Consider the following 22,351-nt stretch of genomic DNA (forward strand, 5'->3'; position numbering starts at 1 on the left):
GGCTGACAGGGGAATCCGGATCAAAAAACTAACACGAACAACTTCTTTATACCTGCTTATAGAAGCAGCTTCAAATTATTTCTTCCAAATTTTTTAGACTTGCGTGAGTCTGTAATAATAAGTTATCAATTAAAACCGAAAATTTTCAAAACACATTGTTCTAAAGAGTTTGAATATTTTTATATGCCGTTCCTCCGGAACTTTAGCTGCACGATATCAATAATACTATAAACATATCGCCCCGCTGGGGCTGCTACTGATGAATCCCGGAGGGATGGCATATTTATAGCAAACGACATCCGGCCTGCACAAGAGTTCCGGAGGAACGGCATGTATACTTCAAATTATATTCATTTATAAAATCTTTATAGAGGCTACCTCAACAAGGAGAAATGCGCTCTAAACTCTTTCCCTTCACCATTTGCCCCATGGTATTGCAGCGTAAACCAATAATCCGTTGCAGGAAGGCGTTCCCCATTATAGGTGCCATCCCATCCCGGTCCACCCGGTTTTAGTCCCGCAATCAGTTTTCCGTAGCGGTCAAAAATAAAGATCTTCGCATCCGGCTGGCCACGGAGGCCTTTTATGTTCCAGGTGTCGCGTGCCCCATCACCGTTCGGCGAGAAGAAACGCGGGTAATTGAGCGCATACACAACCAGTTCCAGTTCACCGCAGCCGTGCTTGTCCCTTACGGTAACATGGTATTCGCCCTCATAAATGCCGGTAAAATAATTCTCATCCTGGTAAGGGCCGCCGTCCAGGCTGTATTCATAATCGCCCGACCCGCCGGTTATATGTACCGTTATCATTTGGTTATACTGGAAATCAACCGTTGCCTCAGCATAACCCAGCGCTATTGACGACAAGCCAACCGTAGCTGTTGATGTTCCTACGCATCCCGTTATTTTATTTGTAGCGGTAACAGTATAGTCGCCCGGTTCTGTAACAATGATTGCGCTCGTAGTAGCCGTTAGCGGCGTAGTTCCTTTCGTCCATGTAAAGTCGTATGCCGTTGCAGAAAGGCCGCTGTTCAGCACTCCCGTTACAGGTAAGCCGGTTTCGTTATCTACGCACAGGTAGGTATCACGTAGCTGCGGGTCAGGCAGTGCATTTATGGTTATCACGTGTGTTGCGGCTGCCGTACATACCGTTCCCGTAGTATACATTATAGTAACCGTTCCCGGTTTCAGGGTGGTTACAAGTCCATTACTGTCCACAGTAGCCACATCAGTATTGCTGCTGGACCAAGCGCCGGTGGTTACGGTATTTGCCAGTTGTATGGTTCCGCCTTCGCAAACGGCAGTATCTCCGGTTATTACACCTGGGAAAGGTGCCGGGGCAGGTGCCGGATCTACGGTTATTCCCGCAAGGAAAGCGCTACATCCGGCTGAATTTCGTACGGTAACAGTATAGGTGCCGGGTAGCACGCCATTAAATATCCTCGAAGGCTGAAAGTTTGTCCCATCGGTGCTGTATTCTAATCCGAAACCAACGGGAGAACTTACTGTAATAGTCCCGGTTGGCTTATCGCAATTTGGCTGCACCACATTAACTACAGGTACAGCAGGCACAAGCGGCGGATAGTTGATTACAAAATGCGTATAGCCAGAAACGCATCCCGAAGTATTTCGTGCAGTGATAACATAGTTGCCCGGAGCAAGGCTGTTAAAATCAACTTCCGACTGGTAGGTAAGGCTGTTCACGCTATACATAAGGCCTCCGCCCACAGGGTAAGTTACGGTAATGCTTCCCGTAGCAGTAGTACAATCCGGTTGGACTATGGTCACTACTGGGGCATCAGGCGTGGCTGGCGGTATATTTATGGTTTCTGAAGCAGGGCTGGAAAGGCAGCCTGCCGCGTTTTTTACAATTATAGTATGGGTACCTGGGTAAAGGTTGGCAAAGCTGGTTCCTGTTTGGTAGGGCTCTCCATCAATGCTGTACGAATAGCCAGTACCTATAGGCGAAGTCACGGCTATGCTGCCTTTTGTGGCATTGCATCCGGGATGCGAAACTGATAGTAGTGCTACGTCCGGTGCGGTTGGCACAGGGTTAATAGTTTGTGTCCTCGGTAGCGATACACATCCGGCACCATTTTTCACGGTAATAGTGTGCGGACCCGGAAGCACATTTAAGAAGGTAGTGCCCAACTGGAAAGTTCCACCGTCAATACTGTAGGTAAGGTCGGCACCAAGGGGCGCTGTTACTGTTATGCTTCCGGTAATAACGGTACAGGTGGTTTGCACTGCGGTAACAGTTGGCTGTGCCGGCACGGCCAACGCCGGGTTAATGGTTTGGGAAGTACCCGGCGATACACATCCTGCTGTATTTTTTACAGTAATAATATGGTTGCCCGGCAATACACTGGTAAATGTAGGTGACGACTGGAAGGCCCCGCCGTCAATACTATAGCTAAGCCCCGCCGGATTGGTAACCGTAATGCTTCCTGTTGGCACTCCGCACGAAGGCTGTACTGCCGTAAGGGTTGGGGCAACAGGAGTGGCTGGCTGCGGGTCGATAGTTCTTGTGGCTACCGGAGATACACACCCTGAAGCGTTTTTCACAGTAATGGTATGCGGGCCGGGTGCAACGGTGTTAAAGGTAGCGCTTGTCTGGTAAGGCAGTCCATCAATACTATACGTAATGCCTGCGCCAACAGGTGTGGTAACCGTAATGGTTCCGGTACCTGTAGTACATGTGGTCTGCACTACAGAAAGTGTTGGGGCGGCCGGTACAATCAGTGCCGGGTCAATAGTTATCGAAGCGCCGGGAGATACACACCCCGATGTGTTTTTCGCGGTAATAGTATGTGGGCCCGGCGCTACATTCGTAAAGGTGATTCCTGACTGGAAAATACCTCCGTCAATATTATAAGTATAGTTTGCTCCTGAACTGGTAACGGTAATGCTTCCGGTTGGCACCCCGCACGAAGGCTGTACTGCTGAAAGCGTTGGTGCTGCAGGGGTTGCAGGCTGTGTGTCTATGGTTATAGAACCGGGAGCCGAAGTACAGTTACCAAGTTTGGCAATAACATTATGAGGGCCCGGCAATACAGTGTTAAATGTAGTGAACGACTGGAAAGGCAATCCATCAATACTGTAAGTATATCCTGCACCTACAGGATTTGTAACTGTTATGCTGCCTGTGGCTGTAGTACAGTCAGGCTGCACTACAGTAAACGTTGGAACAGTCGGAGTTGCAGGCTGTGCGTCTATGGTTATCGAACCCGGTGCTGATATACAAGCTCCAAGTTTTGCGGTAACATTGTGAGGCCCCGCCGCTACAGTAAAGATAGTGCTTGCCTGGTAAGGATTGCCGTCAATGCTATACGTATAACCTGCTCCGACCGGTGTGTCAACTGTAATGGTTCCTGTGGGTGTAGTACAGTCAGGCTGCACTGCGGTAAACGTTGGAACAGCCGGGGTTTCAGGTTGTTGATCGATAGTTTGTGATGTTGCTGCCGATGTACACCCATTAAGTGTAACAGTAATAGTATGCGGGCCTGTTGCAACAGGTGAAAATGTTGCTGAAGATTGAGGCGGAAGGCCATCAATACTATACGTATATCCCGGTCCCGGCATTGGATTCGTTACCGTTATGCTTCCCGTAGGAGTCGTACAGGTTGGCTGCACTGCTGTAACGGTTGGTGCCGGTGGTGTTGCTGGCTGTACATTAATAGTTATTGAACCAGGTGCCGAAACACAGCTGCCAAGTTTTGCAATAACATTGTGTGGACCCTGTGCCACATCTGTAAATGTTGTCCCTGCCTGGAAAGGCGCTCCATCAAGGCTGTAGGTATAACCTGTTACAGCGTTGTCAATCATAATGCTTCCCGTTGCAGTACTACAGGTGGGCTGTACTGCCGTAAGTGCAGGGGCGGCAGGAGTTGCAGGCTGTGCGTCTATTGTTATCGATGCGGGCGGAGATGTGCAGCCATTAGCCTGCGCCGTAATGGTATGCGGGCCGGATGCTACAAGGGTAAATGTTGTCCCCGACTGTGGTGCAAGGCCGTCGATGCTGTATGTATAACCTGTTCCCCCCGGATTAGTTATCGTTATGCTCCCGGTTGCCGTTGTACAATCCGGTTGCACCGCACTAAGGGTTGGCGTTGCAGGAGTAGCAGGCTGAATGTTTATGGTTTGCGAGGCAGGAGCCGAAATACAGTCGTTAAGCTTTACGGTAATAGTATGAGGCCCCGGTGAAACTGGCGAAAATGTTGTCCCGGACTGATAAGCCAATCCGTCAATGCTATAGCTGTAATCCGGGCCTACAGGATTGGTAACCGTAATGCTGCCTGTAGCCGTAGCACAATCAGGTTGTACTGCAGTAAGGGTTGGGGCGGCTGGCGCTCCCGGTACAGGGTCAATGGTTACAGGAGCCTGTGCCGAAATACAGTTTCCAAGTTTTGCGGTAATGTTATGCGGCCCCGGTGCTACAGGGTTGAATAGGGTCCCTGCCTGGTAAGGACCGCCATCGATACTATAGCTGTAGTCAATGCCTATAGGAGTATCAACAGTAATGCTTCCCGGAACGGTACAGGTAGGCTGCGTCACAGTAAGGGTCGGCACAGCAGGGGTTACCGGCTGGGCATCGATGGTTTGAGCGGTAGCAGGTGAAGTACATCCTGCAAGCTGCGCGGTAATGTTATGCGGTCCCGGCGCCACAGGTGAAAAGGTTGTTGCCGCCACATAAGGCCCGCCATCTATACTATAGGTATATCCTGCACCCACAGGCCAGGTAACAGTAATGCTGCCATTAGCGTTCGTACAGTCGGGCTGCACTGCCGTAAGGGTAGGCGCCACAGGCGCTCCCGGCACCGTATTTATGGCTTGTGTGGTTATGTTAGATGTACACCCTGCGATATTCCTGACAGTTATGTTGTAGGTAGTGCCGGGGGTAAGGTTGTTAAATGTGGTTCCGGTTACATAATTTACCCCGTTGATGCTATAAGTAAAGTTATTGTCAGGATCCGGTGGCCCGGTTATGGTTATGCTTCCGGTTGGGGTAGAGCAGGTAGGCTGCGTAACCGTAACCGTTGGCGCGGCAGGCTTATCAAGCACAAATAATTGGGCAGCATCAGTACGTATTACGCATGAAGCAGACGTAGCCTCAAGGTAATACTGGCTGTTATTCATGGCAATTGAAACACCATTTACAGATAATGTTGCTGTAGTGGCTCCGCTATAGGTTCCATTATTAGTAACATTTACCCAGGTTCCGGCCGATGTGAGCATTTTCCATTGGTACGTAAAACCTGTAGAAGGAATTATAGTAGCTGTAAAGGTTGTATTGGTATTTACACATACCGTTCTTGGAGCCGGATGGGTGATCAGCGGAAGCGGTATACTTGTAGAATTGGCGGTATGCATCCCTATGTTCGTACAGTACTCATTATTATCCGCAATCCAGTCGTTAAGGTTAAAGGTCACCGCGGGCGCTACAGCATTGGGTTTACGTATCATCGTATAGCCTCTGTGCGTTGGGCCGGTACCCACCCCAAAAGGAATCTGTACCTCGTCAATAATAGCGCCGTTTTTCTTTAGCCTGAATTTATCATTATCATTGATCCCACCCATAGACGCAAGAAACGTAGGGTTATACGGCGTGCATAATAGTGGTGTAGAACTGCCACAACTGATAAGATAAGTACTCGTTGGAGGTATAGTCCCCGAAAGGGATATTATATAATTGTTGGAAGGAGTGGTATCGACAATTTCACCATAACGTTCAATGACATATACGCCATCCAGTGTAACAGGAGTTGATGATGGGTTATAAATTTCTACGAAACCCGGATCACCGGCTGCCTGGTCGAATATTTCGGAAATATAGATTTCAGGCGATACACAATCCGATTCGATCAGTGTAAAAGGAATACCTCCCTGTCCAAAACAACCATCTGTAGCGGTAACGGTAATGTTCCCGCTGGTTACCCCTGCGGGAACCATTGCCTGAATCTCAGTATCTGAAATTATGGTAAACGGCATAGTAATACCGTCAATTTTTACAGTGGAAGTATCGGTGAAGCCGCTTCCTGTAATGGTTATCATGGTATCTTTAGGACCCGAATGCGGAGAATAGGAGGTAACAACGGCATTGGTACAGGTAGAAGTCACGCTGCCGTTCAGGGTAAAATCGTCAAACCGTATATTACCTGCACCCGTTGCGCCACTAAGGGTAAGGACAACAGTCACCGTACCGGTAAGCCCCGAAACAGGGTTGGCTACAGGTGTTACTCCTATTGCTGCCCCGGTCCCGTTTCCGGAAAGTGGCGTGGTGCCGCTGCCCACATTGATGCCGTTAATCGACATTTGCCATGCCTGCGGACCCGAAGCGCTGCGCTGCCTCCAGAAATTAAAAGATGTGACACCCACCTGAAAGTTGGGAGCAACATTGAAGGTAAGGGTCACGGTCGTGGTGCCGGGTGTGTTGAAATACTGGATCGCCTGTCCTGCCGAACCGGTATTGCTCGACCATGCACTGGTGCTGTTGGTCCAGGACGAACCGGACAGGTTAGCGGCCAATGTAGACGGGGCCGCCGCATAAGGGTGGGTGCTTATGGTAGTGGTGCCAAAGTTATGCTGGTATATTTGTGCATGGGCGCCATATCCTGATAACAGGACAAAAAAAAATTGCAGGAACGGTAGTAAAGCGGCCTGCCTTTTGTATTTTTGTAACATGTTCACTGTCTTTTTAGTAGCAATTTTTAAGATAGATTTAACATGGCAAAATTAAAAGGTTTAGGCTTTCTTCCAAGTTTTTAAAGTTAAATAATAGTTGCCTGATAATGATTTATTTGTAAACTAATAGGTGCTTAAAAGTAAAGTGCTGCCCTAAAGTGTAATAGTAACTTTTAGAGCAGCACTTTTTTATATTAGTTAAAATTGGTTTAATTCATTTGCCTGTTGATATAAACCCACCCGGTATACGATTCGGATGGTGTATCAATTACATAATAGTAAGTGCCTGTCGGCAGCTCATCGCCGTTATCCGTCTGGCCGTACCATTCGTCTTTATAATCATTGCGGGAATATACTTCCTTTCCGTAACGGTTAAAGATAGCCAGCCTTCGCGCGTGCAGTCCTGCTATATCAAAATTATCATTCTTCGTATCGTTGTTAGGCGATATACCCCTTGGGATCGTACAAAATGACGCTTCAACAGTAAATGTATATGTGCTTTCACACCCTGCTGCGGTTGTAACCGTCAGTCCAAACTGTAGTGGGAAATCGGCAGCATCGATACCGTTAGCATCCACGTATTGCGAAACGTTGAACGTATTTTCATTATTACCAACTACAACACCCTGTTCATTACGCCATTCAAAATCGGCAGTGGCCACGTCAAAAGAATTATCCAAAGGCAGTCCTTCCAGAACATAGTTCCTTCCAAAAGTGGTATCCCTGCATCCCTGTGTACCTGTAACCTGAGGGCCTGCCGGTAGCGGGCTGATCGTTATCGGGGCAGAAACCGACGTACATCCATCAGCATTCTTAACTGTAATGGTATAATTTGCAGGAGCAAGGCCGGCAAATGTTGTGTTGGTTACAAAAGCGCCGCCGTTAAGGCTGTAGGTCATTCCTGCCTCTGTTGGTGAAGTGACGGTTATGGTTCCTGTTGGTACAATGCACGAAGGCTGCGATGTTGTTGTGGTCGCGGTTGTCGGGGCGTTTGGAACTGCGTCTATAATAATGTTATTGCTTACCGAAGTACATCCGTCAGCATTTTTTACGGTGATGGTATATGTACCCGGGTCAAGGGTGCTGAATGTTGTTTCCGGTTGGAAAGTACCACCATTAAGGCTGTACGTATATCCTGCTCCTGTTGGCGCAGTAATAGTTATAGATCCTGTTGTTGCAAGGCATGTGGGCTGTACCGTTGTTGCCGTTGCCATATCTGGCGCGTTTGGCACCGCATTTATGAAAATGGTATTGCTTACAGAGGTACACCCGTCAGTATTTTTTACAGTAATAGTGTAGTTGCCTGGTACAAGATTGGCGAATGTTGTTTCCGGCTGGAAAGCTCCGCCGTTAAGGCTGTAAGTTACACCGCCAATTGGCGCCGTAACGGTTATCGAGCCGAATGGGTTACTACATATAGGTTGTACCGTTGTTGTGGCCGCCGCTGCCGGAGCATTTGGTACAGGGCTTATAATAATGCTATTGCTTACAGAGGTACAGCCGTCAGCGTTCTTAACTGTAATAACATATGTTCCGGGATCAAGGGTATCAAATAGCGTTTCCGGTTGGAAAGGCCCGCCATTAAGGCTGTAGGTAAGCCCCGCTCCTGTTGGCGCTGTAACGGTTATAGATCCTTTTACGGTAATGCAGGTAGGTTGGATCGTTGTTGCCGTTGCAGGCGCAGGCGCATTTGGAACTGTATTTATAACAATGTTATTGCTTACCGAAGTACAGCCGTCTGCATTCTTAACAGTGACGGTATAGGTTCCGGGTGCAAGTTCGTCAAAGAGTGTTTCCGTTTGGAAAGGGCTGCCGTTTAGACTGTAGGTAAAGGCTCCGATAGGCGCTGTTATGGTTATAGAACCTGTGGGTGTAGTACATGCAGGCTGTGTAGTGGTTACGGTTGCCGCATCCGGTACAACAGGTGCAGGGTTTATGAAAATATTGCTGCTTACGGATGTACATCCATCGGCATTTTTAACGGTAATAGTGTAGGTTCCGGGATCAAGTCCGTCAAATAGCGTTTCCGTTTGGAAAGGCCCGCCGTTAAGGCTGTAGGTCAAGCCTGGGTCTGTCGGTGCGGTTACTGTTATAGATCCGGTGGGTATACTGCATGTAGGCTGAACGGTTGTGGTAACAGCTTGTGCGGGAGCATTCGGTGCCGGGTTTATAACAATGTTATTGTGTACCGATGTACACCCGTCAGCATTTTTTACGGTAATGCTGTAGGTTCCCGGAGTAAGCCCGTCAAACAGCGTTTCTGCCTGGAACGGCCCACCGTTGAGGTTATATGTAAATCCGGCTCCTGTTGGCGCGGTAACAGTTATAGCTCCTGTTGGCGTTGTACATGTAGGGTCAACAGTTGTTACGGTTGCAACAGCAGGACCCGCAGGTACAGCATTGATAGTGATGTTCCCGGTTACAGAGGTACATCCTCCGGCATTTTTAACGGTAATAGTATAGGTTCCGGGGTCAAGTTCATCAAATGCAGTTTCCGGTTGGAAAGGACCGTTGTTAATGCTGTAAGTATATTCTGTGCCTGTCGGTGCGGTAACGGTTATTGTTCCTGTTGGGGTGGCACATGTAGGCTGGACTGTTATTACGGTAGCAACAGCAGGAGCAGTAGGCGTACCGCCAATAGTTACATCTAAATTTACAGGGGGGCATCCGCCCGGGCCTTGTATAGTAAGGATATAATCTCCGGGGTCTAAGCCGGCAAATGTGGCTGATGTCTGGAACGGCCCACCATTGATCTGGTAGGTAAGCCCTTCTCCCACTACAGGTGTAATAGTTATGCTTCCGGTCGGGGTCGTGCAGGTAGGCTCTGTTATAGCAATTGTTACTACAGGCTCCGGAGTGATAACAAGTTCCGCAGCATTGGTAAGCAGCGTACAGCCTGTTGAGGTGATCTGGCAGTAATATTGTGTGCCGTCCATTGCCAACGATGCAGGGTCAACGGTAAGGGTTGCTGTAGTTGCACCCGAATAGTTACCGCCGTTGGTTACATTCACCCATGCTCCTGCGGCATTGAGCATTTTCCATTGGTAGCTGAATCCTATTGTATTGCTTATCACCACCGAAAATTGTGCCTGGCCATCTTCGCAGGATGTCTCGTCCTGCGGCTGTGCAGTTATGGTAGAAGGCGCGACCATATTGGTATTGTGTATGCCAAGGTTGGCACAGTTGAATGATGAAGTAGTATTCCAATCCGCTAAATTATTATTCGCCTGCGGCGCAACGGCATCGGGTTTCCTGATAACAGTATAGCCTGTGTAGTCGGGAGCCCTTGCGAAATCTATTACAATGGAGTTTTTCTTCAATTTTATTCCATCATCGGCGTTGATACCACTACCAAATGAGGCGTTCGGAACGTTGCTGCACCCCGGGTCATTGTTCTGGCTGCTCTCTACAAGGTAAGTCGAGTGGGGAGCTATAGAGCCGGGAAGGGTCAATATGTAGCTACTATTTGTCGGCGAACCATCGTTCCATGTGCCATAGCGCTCCAACACATACTGGCCATTGAAGGTAATAGTGCTGTTCGTTGGGTTGTATAGTTCGATCATGCCATAACTTAATGGTGTATGGTCGTACAGCTCCGATATGTATATTTCCGTGGGGCCAACAGCGTTACAGTCCGAAGTTAATACCGTGAAAGAACTTCCCGATGTTCCTGAGCAAGCGGCGGACGCAAGTGTTACGGTACCGTTGGTCGCTGTTGCGGGTACTGTGATCTGTGCTTCAGTATCAGAGATTACGCTAAACACAGGAACAGTCACGCCATTAATTTGTGCAGATGTAATGCCCGATCCTGACTGGAAGTTACTTCCGGTAACTGTTACAACCGTATTGGCAGGGCCCGATGCCGGTGTAAAAGAAGTGATAACGGGGCACTGGGCATAAGAGGCGCCCATGCCTAAAATATAAATCAGGATGGTCATTATCCCGAAATAGTATAGCTTATTTTCTTTTCGCATTGTTATTTTTTTGGTTATATGCAAATGCTGCGCAAGCTACTTTATATTGTAAAATTCAGGATTACGGCAGTTTTATTAAATGGTTATTTGTTGCTGCCGGAAAAGAAGCCTTTATAGCCCGGCGATACTGCTAAACACCTTATTGGTAACGATTTGTTAACGATTATATCATCATGTTTGCACCATTCCATCATCTGCTCCCTTCTATTTTTGCTAACAATAACTTAATGGCTAACTAAACTTATCCTCATAATAGAAATCAGGGGCTAAAGGTTTGTGCAGCGTTACTATCTTGCCAATGAAAATACTCTATGCGATCCAGGGAACGGGAAATGGCCATTTGAGCCGGTCTATGGATATTGTGCCATGCCTCATGAAACACGGCGAGGTAGAGGTACTTGTCAGCGGTATACAGGGCGACCTTACCCTGCCTTTTCCTGTAAAATATAAATTGCGGGGGCTTAGCTTTATATTTGGCAAGGCTGGCGGAGTGAGCTTATGGAAAACGGCTGCAAAGACCAACTTCAGGAAACTGCGTAAAGAAATAAACACCCTGCCCGTCGAAAAATACGATTTGGTAATTAATGATTTCGAGCCTGTTTCGGCATGGGCCTGCTATTTTAAGAACAAGCCGTGTATTTCGTTAAGCCACCAGTCGGCTGTATTGGCGCCCGGCTCCCCAAAGCCTGAGCAGGAAGACATGATGGGAAAACTGATACTGAACAACTATGCTCCCGGTACTGCCAGCTATGGATTTCATTTTTCATCTAATGGCAGTACTATATTTACCCCTGTAATACGCAAACAGGTACGGGACCAAAAAATATCGGACAAGGGACACTACACCGTATACCTGCCTTCTTATGATGACAAAAGGCTCATCAAAAGGCTGTCGGTTTATAAGTCAATAAAATGGGATGTGTTTTCAAAGCACAATAAAAAACAGTTTACTGTAGGCAATATTACCGTGCAGCCAATCAATAACGAAAAGTTTACCCAAAGCATGGCATCGGCTTCGGGTGTGCTTTGCGGCGCCGGTTTTGAGACACCTGCCGAGGCTCTTTTCCTTGGCAAAAAGCTGCTGGTCATACCTATGAAAAACCAATATGAGCAGCACCTTAATGCCGCTGCGCTAAAAGCTATGGGTGTTCCTGTGCTAAAAAACCTTAAACCGAAACACATGGATGTCATTGCCGAATGGCTGGCAAAAGGAAAACAAATTCCTGTTGACTATCCTGATACTACGCAGCAGATAATAGACATGATCGTACAGAAGCATACCCCTGCTGCTATTACTAATGAAAGTCGCGGAAATACAAATGGAGCTTAAAGATACAGACTTATTAAGCAGGGACCAATTTGGCGAATCGTTTAAATGGGGTGTCTCTACAGCAGCTTACCAGATTGAAGGCGGCCACGATGCCGATGAAAAAGGCCTTTCCGTATGGGATGTCTTTACGGCAAAGAACGGCAGCATTGCCAACGGGCACAACGCCAATATGGCCTGCGATTTTTATAACCGCTACCCGCAGGACATTGCCCTTGTAAAAGAGCTGAACATACCCAACCTGCGGTTCTCGCTCTCCTGGCCGAGGATACTGCCCGATGGTACCGGGAAAATAAACCAAAAGGGAATTGATTTTTACAACAGCGTGATCGACAGTTGCCTTGAAAACGGCATAGAACCGTGGCTTACGCTTTACCATTGGGATCTTCCGCACGAGCTTGAATTAAAAGGCGGCTGGACAAACCGTGATATTATTTCATGGTTTGCGGAGTATACCGAAGTCTGTGCGAAGAATTTTGGCGACAGGGTAAAGCACTGGATGGTAATGAATGAGCCCATGGTGTTTACCGGTGCGGGCTACTTTTTAGGCCTCCATGCGCCGGGCAAAAAGGGATTGCCTAATTTCCTGCCCGCTGCACACCACGCAATACTAAGCATGGCCGAAGGCGGCAGGGTACTGAGAAGCTTGTTACCCAATGCCGAAATTGGCACAACTTTTTCATGCTCGTATATAGAACCCTATACCGCAAGCCCGAAAGATTTTGCCGCCGCAAAACGTGCAGATGCATTGCTCAACCGCCTGTTCATTGAGCCTGTACTTGGCTTAGGCTACCCACGCGAAGATTTGCCCGTACTGAAAAAGCTGCACAAATACATAAAGCCGGGCGACGAGGAATTAATGAAGTTCGATTTTGATTTTATAGGCGTGCAGAACTACACCCGCGAAATTGTAAAACACTCCATATTTGTACCCTATCTTAATGCGGTGCTGGTAAAGGCGCAAAACCGCAAAGTGCCTTTAACGGCAATGGGATGGGAAGTATTCCCGCCCTCCATATACCACATGCTGAAAAAATATGGCGCTTACGAAGGAATCAAAAAGATATATATTACCGAGAATGGTGCGGCCTTCCCTGACCAGCCGGTCAATGGCGAGGTGAAGGATGACGACAGGATAAAATACATCCACGACCACCTAAAACAGGTTCTCAATGCAAAGAATGAAGGCGTAAATGTCCAGGGGTACTTTGTATGGACACTCCTCGACAACTTTGAATGGGCCGAGGGCTACCATCCCCGGTTCGGCCTTGTGCATGTAGACTTCGACACCCAGCAGCGCCTCATCAAAGCATCTGGGCATTGGTACAGGTCATTTTTGCAGGGGTAAAGGCCTCATCCCAACCCTTCTCCGAAGGAGAAGGGCAGCTACACTCATGACCGATATCTCGGTGCATAAAAATTATACTCACTTATCTCATCTTCAAAGCTGTGGTTTAGTAATTACTAATGATGAGTGATGACAAATCGCAGGTCTCACCTGCATGAGTGGAGTTCCCCCTTTGGGGGCTAGGGGGCCTTACTCCGTATCCAATTTAAACTGTATCAGCAATGACTTGATGTCAAGCATATCGTTCAGGTCTTCGGTATCAAAGGTGTCTTCAAAATCATCAGGCTCCTCAGGCTGTTCCTTATAATCTGTCCTGTAGTTAAAAATGCTCCATTCGCCCATATTATATTCCAGCGCTGTAAGGCTCTCGACCCAGTCGCCGGAATTAAGGTACAGTACCTTGCCCTTGCTGTTGCTTATTTCCCGCATTTCCGGCTGGTGGATGTGTCCGCACACTACATACCGGTAGCCTTTATCTATGGCGAGCCCGGCAGCGGTAGTTTCAAAGTCGTTGATGAATTTTACGGCATCCTTAAATCGCTTTTTTATGCGTTGCGAAAAACTCATTTTCTCGCGACCCATTTTGGTGAGGCCCCAGTTTACAAAGCTGTTGATAAGGATCAGGGTGTCATACCCTACAGCACCCAGCTTGGCCAGCCATTTCGAATTCTGCATGGTGACATCAAAGACATCGCCATGGAAGAACCATGCCTTCTCGCCGTTGATCTTAAGCACAAGCTTGTTCAGCAGCCGGAAGCTCCCGAGGTTGATGTCGGCAAATTTGCGGAGCATTTCGTCATGGTTGCCCGTTAGGTAGTACACCGGTACGCCGTCGGAAACGAATTTCATAATACGGCGCAAAACCTTCATGTGCGATTCCGGCCAGTACGACTTGCTGAACTGCCAGATGTCGATGATATCCCCGTTGAGGATGATCTGTTTTGGGTTGATGCTTTTCAGGTAGCGCAGCAGTTCCTTGGAGTGGCAGCCGTAGGTGCCAAGGTGCACATCTGATATTACAACTAAGTCAACTTCGCGCTTTCTCATAGTCAATCAAATCTAGTTGCACGCAAAGCAAGGATTTTTATTTAAACCAGATGTTAAGGCAGTTTTATGATTGATGGCTAATATGTTAAGAACTACTATTCTTACAGGAATTTAACGGTTAAATATTGATTTTTAACAGTGATTGCGCGGCATGCATCAAAAAAATACTATATTTAACAAGCGTTAAGCCCATCCCATCCAACCCGACTATATGAAACACCTATACTATTTAATTTTTGCATTACTAATTACTTTTTCCGGTTATTCGCAGGCCAAAAAAGCAGCTTTCGAATACATCACTATGGAAGACGGCCTTCCTGAAAACCGCATAACCACGCTGCTACAGGACAAAAAAGGCTATATATGGCTGGGTACACAAAATGGCCTGGTGCGCCACGATGGGTACACTACCAAGGTATATGAGTTCAGGACATCGTCGAAAATAGATTTTTATTATATCAATTGCATATTTGAAGACAGTAAGGGCATTATCTGGGTAGGGACGGAATATGTAGGGCTGTTCCGGTATGATGTTGTCAATGACAAATTTGTACTGGCTGATATGGGTAAAGGTATCGACCTGAAAAAGAAATCGATAAAATCGATTAGAGAGGATAGCCAGGGTACTATATGGCTCATCACAAAAAATGAGAACAACGAGGTAGGCCTCGCTTCAGAGCATAATAACGACCTTTATAAATACAATCCCGATACAAAAAAAACGATTGCCTTCGGGGCTGTGCACAAAGGAAAAAATAAGATAGATGCCTCTGTACTCAATGTTGTGACCGAAGACAGTAATGGCAAAATTTGGCTGGGCACGAGTAATGGCCTTTACGGCTATGATAAAAAAGAGCAACGGTTCGTACAGGAGATAAAAAAAGGGACATCGAACGTGGCCGACGTTTGGCATATCGTCGAATCTCCAACCGAAAAAGGTGTCCTGTGGCTCGCCAACCAGGGCCTTGCAAATTCCGGAGGCGGGGTTACACGGCTCAATACTTCTTCAAAAGCACTAAAAAATTACCTGAAGGCTGACGGTTTGGGGTCAGATACTATTTTTTCCCTCTACAAAGACAGTCATAAGCGTCTATGGGCAGGCACTATGAACGGGATATCGCTTATTGATTCTAAAACAGGGACTATAAAAAATTATTTCCCGGCTGATTCCGGCCCTGCAAACCGTGGATATGGCGGCGTTGTGGTTGGGATGGCAGAAACACAGGATGAGAAGATGTGGATCGTTGGGCCGGTTGGTATAATGCAGTTTGATATCAAAACAAAAACTTTCACGCGGTATACCACAAAAAGCGGCAATGCCCGCGGGCTCGAGCATTTTTCGCTGAATTATACAGTACCTCCCCTCATGGACAAAAGCGGGACCCTGTATGTAGCTACGCTCGACCTCGGATTGCTGCGGCTGAACAACCAAAAGTCCAATTACACTTTTTTAAAGGATGATTACGAAAATGAAAAGGGCTACAAAGGCGGCACCGTTTACAAAGCAGTACAGGGAAAGGACGGTATGTACTGGCTTGCTGCCAAGAACGGGATAATAAAATGGGACAGGAAAGCAAACACGTTTGAGACGGTTCCTGATAAAGACAGTAAAAATGCGGCCTGGAATGTGGTAGTTGATAAAGATGGCAAAATATGGTACGCCCTTATTGCCGGCGGTCTTTACAGCTATGACCCTTTAACGGGCGCTGTTCAAACATTCATTAAAGACCCAAACAACCCTAAAAGCCTCCCTGTAAATAATGCATTTACGCTATTATGCGATAGCAAAAACAGGATTTGGGTAGGCACCTATGGCGCGGGGCTCTGCCGCTTCGACGCTGATACGCGGTCATTTATCAGGTATCCGTTTGAGGTGCGCGAAGGTAATGCCATCACTAAAACCGATAAGCTTGACGACAGCAATGTAGTGTCTATAAACGAGGATAGCGAAGGAAATATCTGGGTGGGGACCAATTTTGGGGGACTGAATAAATTAGATGAAAAAACCGGGAAGTTTTCGCATTATAACGACCGTTCCATTGGCATGATGTGTATTACGTCTTTTTATGAAGAAGGGAATGGCATTATCTGGGCGGGGTCCTACCTGCATGGGCTTTTCAGGATCGACACCAAAACCGGGAAAGTAAAAGTATACCGGCAGGAAGACGGGCTGCTGGCCAATAACGTACAGGGTATCACGAGGGATAACGAAGGCAATTTATGGATAGCATCTGAAAGGGGTTTGACAAGGTTTAACCTAAAGACAGGCAGGTTTTTCGCTATTACCAAAGCCAATGGCCTCCCTGAAAGCCAGTTTATACGCCCTCCCTTTAAGGATGCTAATGGCAACTTTTTTATGGTGAGCAAACGCGGGCTTGTTATTTTCAATCCGGAAGATATAAAATCGAGCCCTATACCACCGGCAACCCACATACAATCGATTTCCTATCCGGGCTACGCAAAGGACAGGGAAGAAAAAACGGTATACCTCGCAGGCACCGAAAGCCCGGAACTGGCCTATGACGAGAACAGGATTACATTCCGTTATATCGGCCTTCACTACGACAACCCTGAACTGAACCAGTACCGCTATAAGCTGGAAGGTTATGATGATAAATGGATAGAGGCCGGTACGCAGCGATCGGTTACGTATACCAACCTTTCACCGGGTACGTATACTTTTAAAGTAAAAAGCGCCAATTCCGATGGTATATGGGATGAGAAAGGCAGCAGCATTACGGTTACCATCCTGCCCCCATGGTGGAGGACCTGGTGGGCATATACAATCTGTGCGCTTGTTTTTGCAGCATTGCTAAGGGGATATATTGTATACCGTTCCCGCAAGCTGAAATACAAGAACAGGGAACTGGAAGAAAAAGTGGCGTTGCGTACCGGTGAGTTAAATGCATCGCTCGAAAGCCTGAAGACCACACAGTCGCAATTGATACAGTCGGAAAAAATGGCATCGTTGGGAGAACTCACAGCAGGTATTGCCCACGAGATACAGAATCCTTTGAACTTCGTCAACAACTTTAGCGATGTGAGTATCGAGCTGTTGGACGAAATGAGCGAGGAACTGGATAAGGGCGATATAGAGGAAGCCAAAGCCATTGCTGCCGATGTAAAGCAGAACCTCGAAAAGATAAACCACCATGGCCGCCGTGCTGACGGTATTGTAAAAGGGATGCTCCAGCACAGCCGCGCATCATCGGGGCAAAAAGAACCTACGGACATCAATGCACTTGCCGATGAGTATTTAAGGCTGGCCTATCATGGACTTCGTGCAAAAGACAAGTCGTTCAATGCGGAACTCATTACCCATTTTGATGAAAGCCTCGCTAAAGTAAATGTCGTTCCGCAGGATGTAGGGCGGGTGCTGCTTAACCTGTTTACCAATGCTTTTTATGCAACGCAGGATAAGAGTAGGCAGTCACAGTCTGTCACATCGAGCGCAGTCGAGATGGCTTTTAAACCAACAGTTACAGTTACCACATTACAAAAACGCAATTCGGTTGAGATTATAGTAAAAGACAACGGTACCGGTATTCCCGATGCGATTAAGGATAAGATATTGCAGCCCTTTTTTACAACTAAGCCTACCGGTGAGGGTACAGGATTAGGCCTTTCACTAAGCTATGATATTATTGTGAAAGGGCATGGCGGCAGCATTGAGATTGAAAGTACTGAAGGCCAGGGGTCTGAATTTAAAATTAGCCTTCCGGCATCATAATATGAAATACTATTTAAAAATCATCCTGTTTTTATTCACAATATGCAGCTATTCGCAAAAGGAGTGGCAGCCTGCTTTTGAGATAGCAGGCGATACGGCTGTTATGATGCAATTGCCGAAAAGCAGGCTGCAGTATTTTGTAGAAAAAGAGGGTAAACCCTTATCGTTTAACGACGTGCTGAAGCCTGAAAGCCAGGCGCTGTTCCGGCCACTTACCGACACATCTACGGTTACAATACCTCCGAAGCATAATATCTGGTTACGTTACCGGATAAAAAACACCACAAGTAACCCATTAGGCATAACTATACCCGAAGGAGTGGGGCGCGCCAATGTATATATAGCAGGGCCGGCAGGCCAATGGAGCCATTTTGAGACAGGGACAGACATTCCGCACAGCAAACGCGCCGGCTATAAAAGGATAAGGCAAATTCCCTATACGATTCCTGCCCATGCCGAAATCATGGTGTATGAAAAGAATTTTGACAGCAGCAGGTACATCATGCTGTCGGTAATGGCAGGGATCGAAAAAAATGTGGTCCGTGATTATTTTGATAATGATGACTATCTGTTGCAGATAGTGCATTCGGGCGTACTTTTCGGGTTTTTTATCTTCGGGGCGGTGTTCAATTTTTTCTTCTTTTCGGTAGTTCGCGAGAAAGTGTATTTTGTTTATGGATTGCTGTTATTCTTCATTGCGGTCTCCTTTTTTTCAGAACCGCTTGTAATCCTTTTTTTTAAAGATCAGCCGTGGTTCCGTACGATTAGCGACCTTATAGGAAATACAGTAACGTTTAGCCTTTTTGTTATGACAGCCTTACTGTTCCTGCAGGCGTCAAGGCACCATCCGCGTTGGAACAACCTGTTAATGGTTCTTACGCTGGTGTTTTGCTTTATTAATGTATACCGTGCTTTTTTTGATCCGGGCAATAATTTAATAATCACAGTTATCTGGATAGTGCGTTTCGCCATGCTGCTGGGTGTACTTGGAATACTGGTTGCGGGCCTTATAAAAAAGAGGCATTTTGCCGGTATGCTGGCCCTTGCCATGCTGCCGTTTATATTATTGTTCGTACTGATGCTTACACGCATAGGCAACTTTGGAGGTTATACAGACATTGCAGTCGTTTGGGCGATACTGGTACTTTCCTGGTCACTCTTCCAGCGCTATAAATTCCTGCAGGCCGAAAATACCCGACAGGCTATTGAAAAGGAACAGGAACGCAACGCCCTTATTGCACAGCAAAATGAAATGCTGGAGCATCAGGTGGCCGAACGTACATCGGAACTGACACGATCGCTGGCCGAGCTAAAGCAAACACAGAACCAACTCATCCAGTCCGAAAAAATGGCATCGCTTGGAGAACTTACCGCAGGCATTGCCCATGAGATACAGAACCCGCTCAACTTTGTAAATAATTTTAGTGATGTGAGTATTGAACTTCTGGACGAAATGGGCGAAGAGCTTGACAAAGGCGATACAGAAGAAGCAAAGGCCATAGCAGGCGATATTAAGCTAAACCTCGAGAAAATAAGCCACCACGGCAAACGCGCCGATGGTATTGTAAAAGGGATGCTACAGCACAGCCGGGCTTCATCAGGGCAAAAAGAACCGACCGACATCAATGCGCTGGCCGATGAATACCTGAGGCTTGCATATCATGGCCTTCGTGCTAAAGACAAATCCTTTAATGCCGAACTGGTAACAAACTTTGATGAGAACCTTCCAAAAGTAAATGTCATCCCGCAGGATATAGGAAGAGTATTGCTCAACCTGTTTACCAATGCTTTTTATGCAACGCAAAAGAAGTCCCAGTCGCAGTCGCAGTTTTCAGGCGGGGTGTATAAGCCAACGGTGACCGTAACAACAATGCAAAAAGAAAATAGTGTCCAGATTATAGTAAAAGACAGCGGTACCGGTATTCCGGATGCCATCAAGGACAAAATATTACAGCCGTTCTTTACGACCAAGCCTACCGGCGAAGGTACAGGCCTTGGCTTAAGCCTTAGCTATGATATTGTGGTTAAGGGGCATGGCGGAAGCATTGCCATTGAGAGTGAAGAAGGTGTTTTTACTACCTTTACAGTGACGCTTCCAACTTAATATTTAAAATGCGTGCGTATGAAAAAATACTTATACCATTTACTCCTGTTATTTGCCATCACTGCCTTCGCGCAGGACAAATGGCCGGAACCAATTGTACTGACAGACAGTTTCCCTATATATAAGGACTTTACCAGAGAAAACTGGCAGCAGGTAGATACCTGGGATAAGGAAGTTGAGTTTAAGGAAATACTGACACCGAAATATTCCGGGTTGTTTAAATCCCGTGAGGAAAGCATTACCAGCATACAGACAGTTTCGCATGTGTGGGGGCGTTACCGCCTTAAAAATATTTCGCAGCATCCGGTGATCATTACATTTTCGGCTACCAGGGCAAAAGAGCATATCTATATTAAAAAAGGGGATAAATGGGTACACCTGGTAAGCGGCGATATGATACCCTGGAGCGAACGCGATGGTATAAAGGACCTGATGCAAATTCCTTATACGCTCAATGCAGGGGAAGAAATAAAGGTGTACCAAAATTTTGGGGATGTTACGTTCTGGTCAAACCCGGATCCCCGCATAGGAAATTACCTCAAGATAATTGACCGCAATTTTAAAGACAGGCCCAATTATACTGCCGAAGATGTCATATCGTTCGGGTTTTTCGGCTTTATGATATTTGGGGTAATTTTCAACCTGTTCTTTTATTACGTCAATCGCGAAAAGGTCTACCTGGTTTTTGCATTTATGCTTATATCGTCGGCCTTCCTTATGGCAGAAAATGTTTTTTCCTCCCTGGCCTTTGACGAGTACCGGAATGCTTACCCTTTTTTCCTGGTTGCCACGATCACTTTTTTTATCATAATGCTTTTGCATACGGTACGCTTCTTTTTCAGGGTAAACATCCATTTCCCCGGCTGGGATAAATTCCTGGTATATTTTTCTGTTTATATTGGCATAAGCGGGGTTTCTGTATATCTCGGAATTGTAAACAGGTGGGTTATTTTCCTGATTATAGTGTGCTTTATCACAGCATTAGCGGCCTTCATTTTTTTTATAGCAGCCATAGTAATGATCATAAAGCTGCTCCGCAAAAAAGATAAGGAGGCGCGCCTGTTTGTAATTGCTGCAATGCCGTTTATAGTGAGCCCTGTTATCAAAGCAATCCTGCCCTTCGATTGGACCATAACCACCTGCGGTATGTGGACGATACTGGTGCTTTCCTGGGGAATGTTCGCACGCTTTAAATCGTTGCAGGTGGCAAATGCACGTGCCGCACTCGAAAGGGAAGAGGAACGCAACAGGCTTATCGCCATCCAGAAAGAGGAACTCGAACAACTGGTAAAAGAGCGCACGGCAGAACTAGAGCATTCGCTTGAAAACCTCAAGCAGACCCAAAACCAGCTTGTCCAGTCAGAAAAGATGGCATCGCTGGGAGAGCTTACCGCAGGCATTGCCCATGAGATTCAGAACCCGCTCAACTTTGTCAACAACTTCAGCGATGTAAGTATCGAACTTTTGGATGAGATGGAGGAAGAGCTTGATAAGGGCGATATCGAAGAGGCAAAAGCCATTTCGGGCGACATAAAGCAAAACCTCGAAAAGATCATGCACCATGGCAAGCGCGCCGACAGTATTGTAAAAGGAATGCTGCAGCATAGCCGGGCTTCATCAGGTCAAAAAGAGCCTGCGGATATCAATGCCCTGGCCGACGAATACCTGCGCCTGGCCTACCACGGGCTGCGTGCCAAAGACAAAAGCTTCAATGCTGAACTGGTAACAAATTTTGATCAAAACCTTCCAAAAGCAAATGTTATCCCTCAGGATGTGGGGAGGGTGCTGTTAAATTTGTTTACCAATGCATTTTATGCCACGCAGGAAAAAAAGAAAAACCCACCTGCAGGCGAAGGGGGAGAAACGATACACTACAAGCCAACCTTAACGGTAACTACATCCTATAATGATAATTGGGTTGAAATTACTGTAAAAGACAACGGTACCGGAATCCCGGAAGAGATACAGGATAAAATTTTGCAGCCCTTCTTCACTACCAAACCTACGGGAGAGGGTACAGGCCTTGGGCTTTCACTAAGCTATGATATTATAGTAAAAGGCCACGCCGGCAGTATTGCCATAGAAAGCAAAGAAGGTGAGGGCTCTGAATTTATAATAAGGCTGCCATTAAAAAATTAGTG

The 22,351-nt window shown here is 46.8% G+C and carries 8 protein-coding genes; 5 read left to right on the plus strand and 3 right to left on the minus strand.

Annotation, left to right across the window (positions count from 1 at the left end):
- Positions 1-374: 374 nt before the first annotated feature.
- The gene (locus tag AAEO56_RS10755) at positions 375-6,680 is read right to left on the minus strand and encodes a T9SS type B sorting domain-containing protein (RefSeq protein WP_341697057.1); all 6,306 of its coding nucleotides are present in this window, start codon (positions 6,678-6,680) and stop codon (positions 375-377) included.
- 209 nt (positions 6,681-6,889) lie between these two features.
- A complete protein-coding gene (locus AAEO56_RS10760; RefSeq protein WP_341697058.1) occupies positions 6,890-10,654 on the minus strand; it encodes a T9SS type B sorting domain-containing protein in 3,765 nt (1,254 codons plus the stop codon).
- Positions 10,655-10,952: 298 nt separating this feature from the next.
- On the opposite strand from AAEO56_RS10760, the gene AAEO56_RS10765 reads away from it, so the two are divergent.
- Positions 10,953-11,984, plus strand: coding sequence for a glycosyltransferase family protein (locus AAEO56_RS10765; protein WP_341697059.1), 1,032 nt, complete (start codon positions 10,953-10,955; stop codon positions 11,982-11,984).
- Complete coding sequence (locus AAEO56_RS10770) at positions 11,974-13,329, plus strand: GH1 family beta-glucosidase (protein ID WP_341697060.1); 1,356 nt, start codon at positions 11,974-11,976, stop codon at positions 13,327-13,329. The genes AAEO56_RS10765 and AAEO56_RS10770 overlap by 11 nt, the downstream gene beginning before the upstream one ends.
- Before the next feature lie 189 nt (positions 13,330-13,518).
- On the opposite strand, the gene AAEO56_RS10775 is transcribed toward AAEO56_RS10770, so the two are convergent.
- The gene (locus tag AAEO56_RS10775) at positions 13,519-14,376 is read right to left on the minus strand and encodes a UDP-2,3-diacylglucosamine diphosphatase (protein WP_341697061.1); all 858 of its coding nucleotides are present in this window, start codon (positions 14,374-14,376) and stop codon (positions 13,519-13,521) included.
- Between the two features lie 211 nt (positions 14,377-14,587).
- Here AAEO56_RS10775 and AAEO56_RS10780 point away from each other — a divergent pair, with 211 nt between their 5' ends.
- Genes AAEO56_RS10780 through AAEO56_RS10790 form a run of 3 tightly spaced genes read left to right on the plus strand, consistent with a single transcriptional unit; the run spans position 14,588 to position 22,349 of the window.
- Positions 14,588-18,106 (plus strand): sensor histidine kinase, encoded by a 3,519-nt coding sequence (locus AAEO56_RS10780; RefSeq protein ID WP_341697062.1) that lies wholly within the window; start codon positions 14,588-14,590, stop codon positions 18,104-18,106.
- Position 18,107: 1 nt separating this feature from the next.
- Entirely contained in the window at positions 18,108-20,210 is a 2,103-nt protein-coding gene (locus AAEO56_RS10785) for a sensor histidine kinase (protein ID WP_341697063.1), read from the plus strand.
- 18 nt (positions 20,211-20,228) lie between these two features.
- Positions 20,229-22,349, plus strand: coding sequence for an ATP-binding protein (locus tag AAEO56_RS10790; RefSeq protein ID WP_341697064.1), 2,121 nt, complete (start codon positions 20,229-20,231; stop codon positions 22,347-22,349).
- Positions 22,350-22,351 lie beyond the last annotated feature (2 nt).

Origin of the sequence: Flavobacterium arundinis (assembly GCF_038289855.1) — a bacterium.
Lineage (GTDB): Bacteria > Bacteroidota > Bacteroidia > Flavobacteriales > Flavobacteriaceae > Flavobacterium > Flavobacterium arundinis.

What these genes read in the sequence shown, in the direction of transcription:
- AAEO56_RS10755 (WP_341697057.1), bottom strand. Translation starts at nt 6,680, where the DNA reads ATGTTACAAAAATACAAAAGGCAGGCCGCTTTACTACCGTTCCTGCAA.
- AAEO56_RS10775 (WP_341697061.1), bottom strand. Translation starts at nt 14,376, where the DNA reads ATGAGAAAGCGCGAAGTTGACTTAGTTGTAATATCAGATGTGCACCTT.
- AAEO56_RS10760 (WP_341697058.1), bottom strand. Translation starts at nt 10,654, where the DNA reads ATGCGAAAAGAAAATAAGCTATACTATTTCGGGATAATGACCATCCTG.
- AAEO56_RS10780 (WP_341697062.1), top strand. Translation starts at nt 14,588, where the DNA reads ATGAAACACCTATACTATTTAATTTTTGCATTACTAATTACTTTTTCC.
- AAEO56_RS10770 (WP_341697060.1), top strand. Translation starts at nt 11,974, where the DNA reads ATGGAGCTTAAAGATACAGACTTATTAAGCAGGGACCAATTTGGCGAA.
- AAEO56_RS10765 (WP_341697059.1), top strand. Translation starts at nt 10,953, where the DNA reads ATGAAAATACTCTATGCGATCCAGGGAACGGGAAATGGCCATTTGAGC.
- AAEO56_RS10790 (WP_341697064.1), top strand. Translation starts at nt 20,229, where the DNA reads ATGAAAAAATACTTATACCATTTACTCCTGTTATTTGCCATCACTGCC.
- AAEO56_RS10785 (WP_341697063.1), top strand. Translation starts at nt 18,108, where the DNA reads ATGAAATACTATTTAAAAATCATCCTGTTTTTATTCACAATATGCAGC.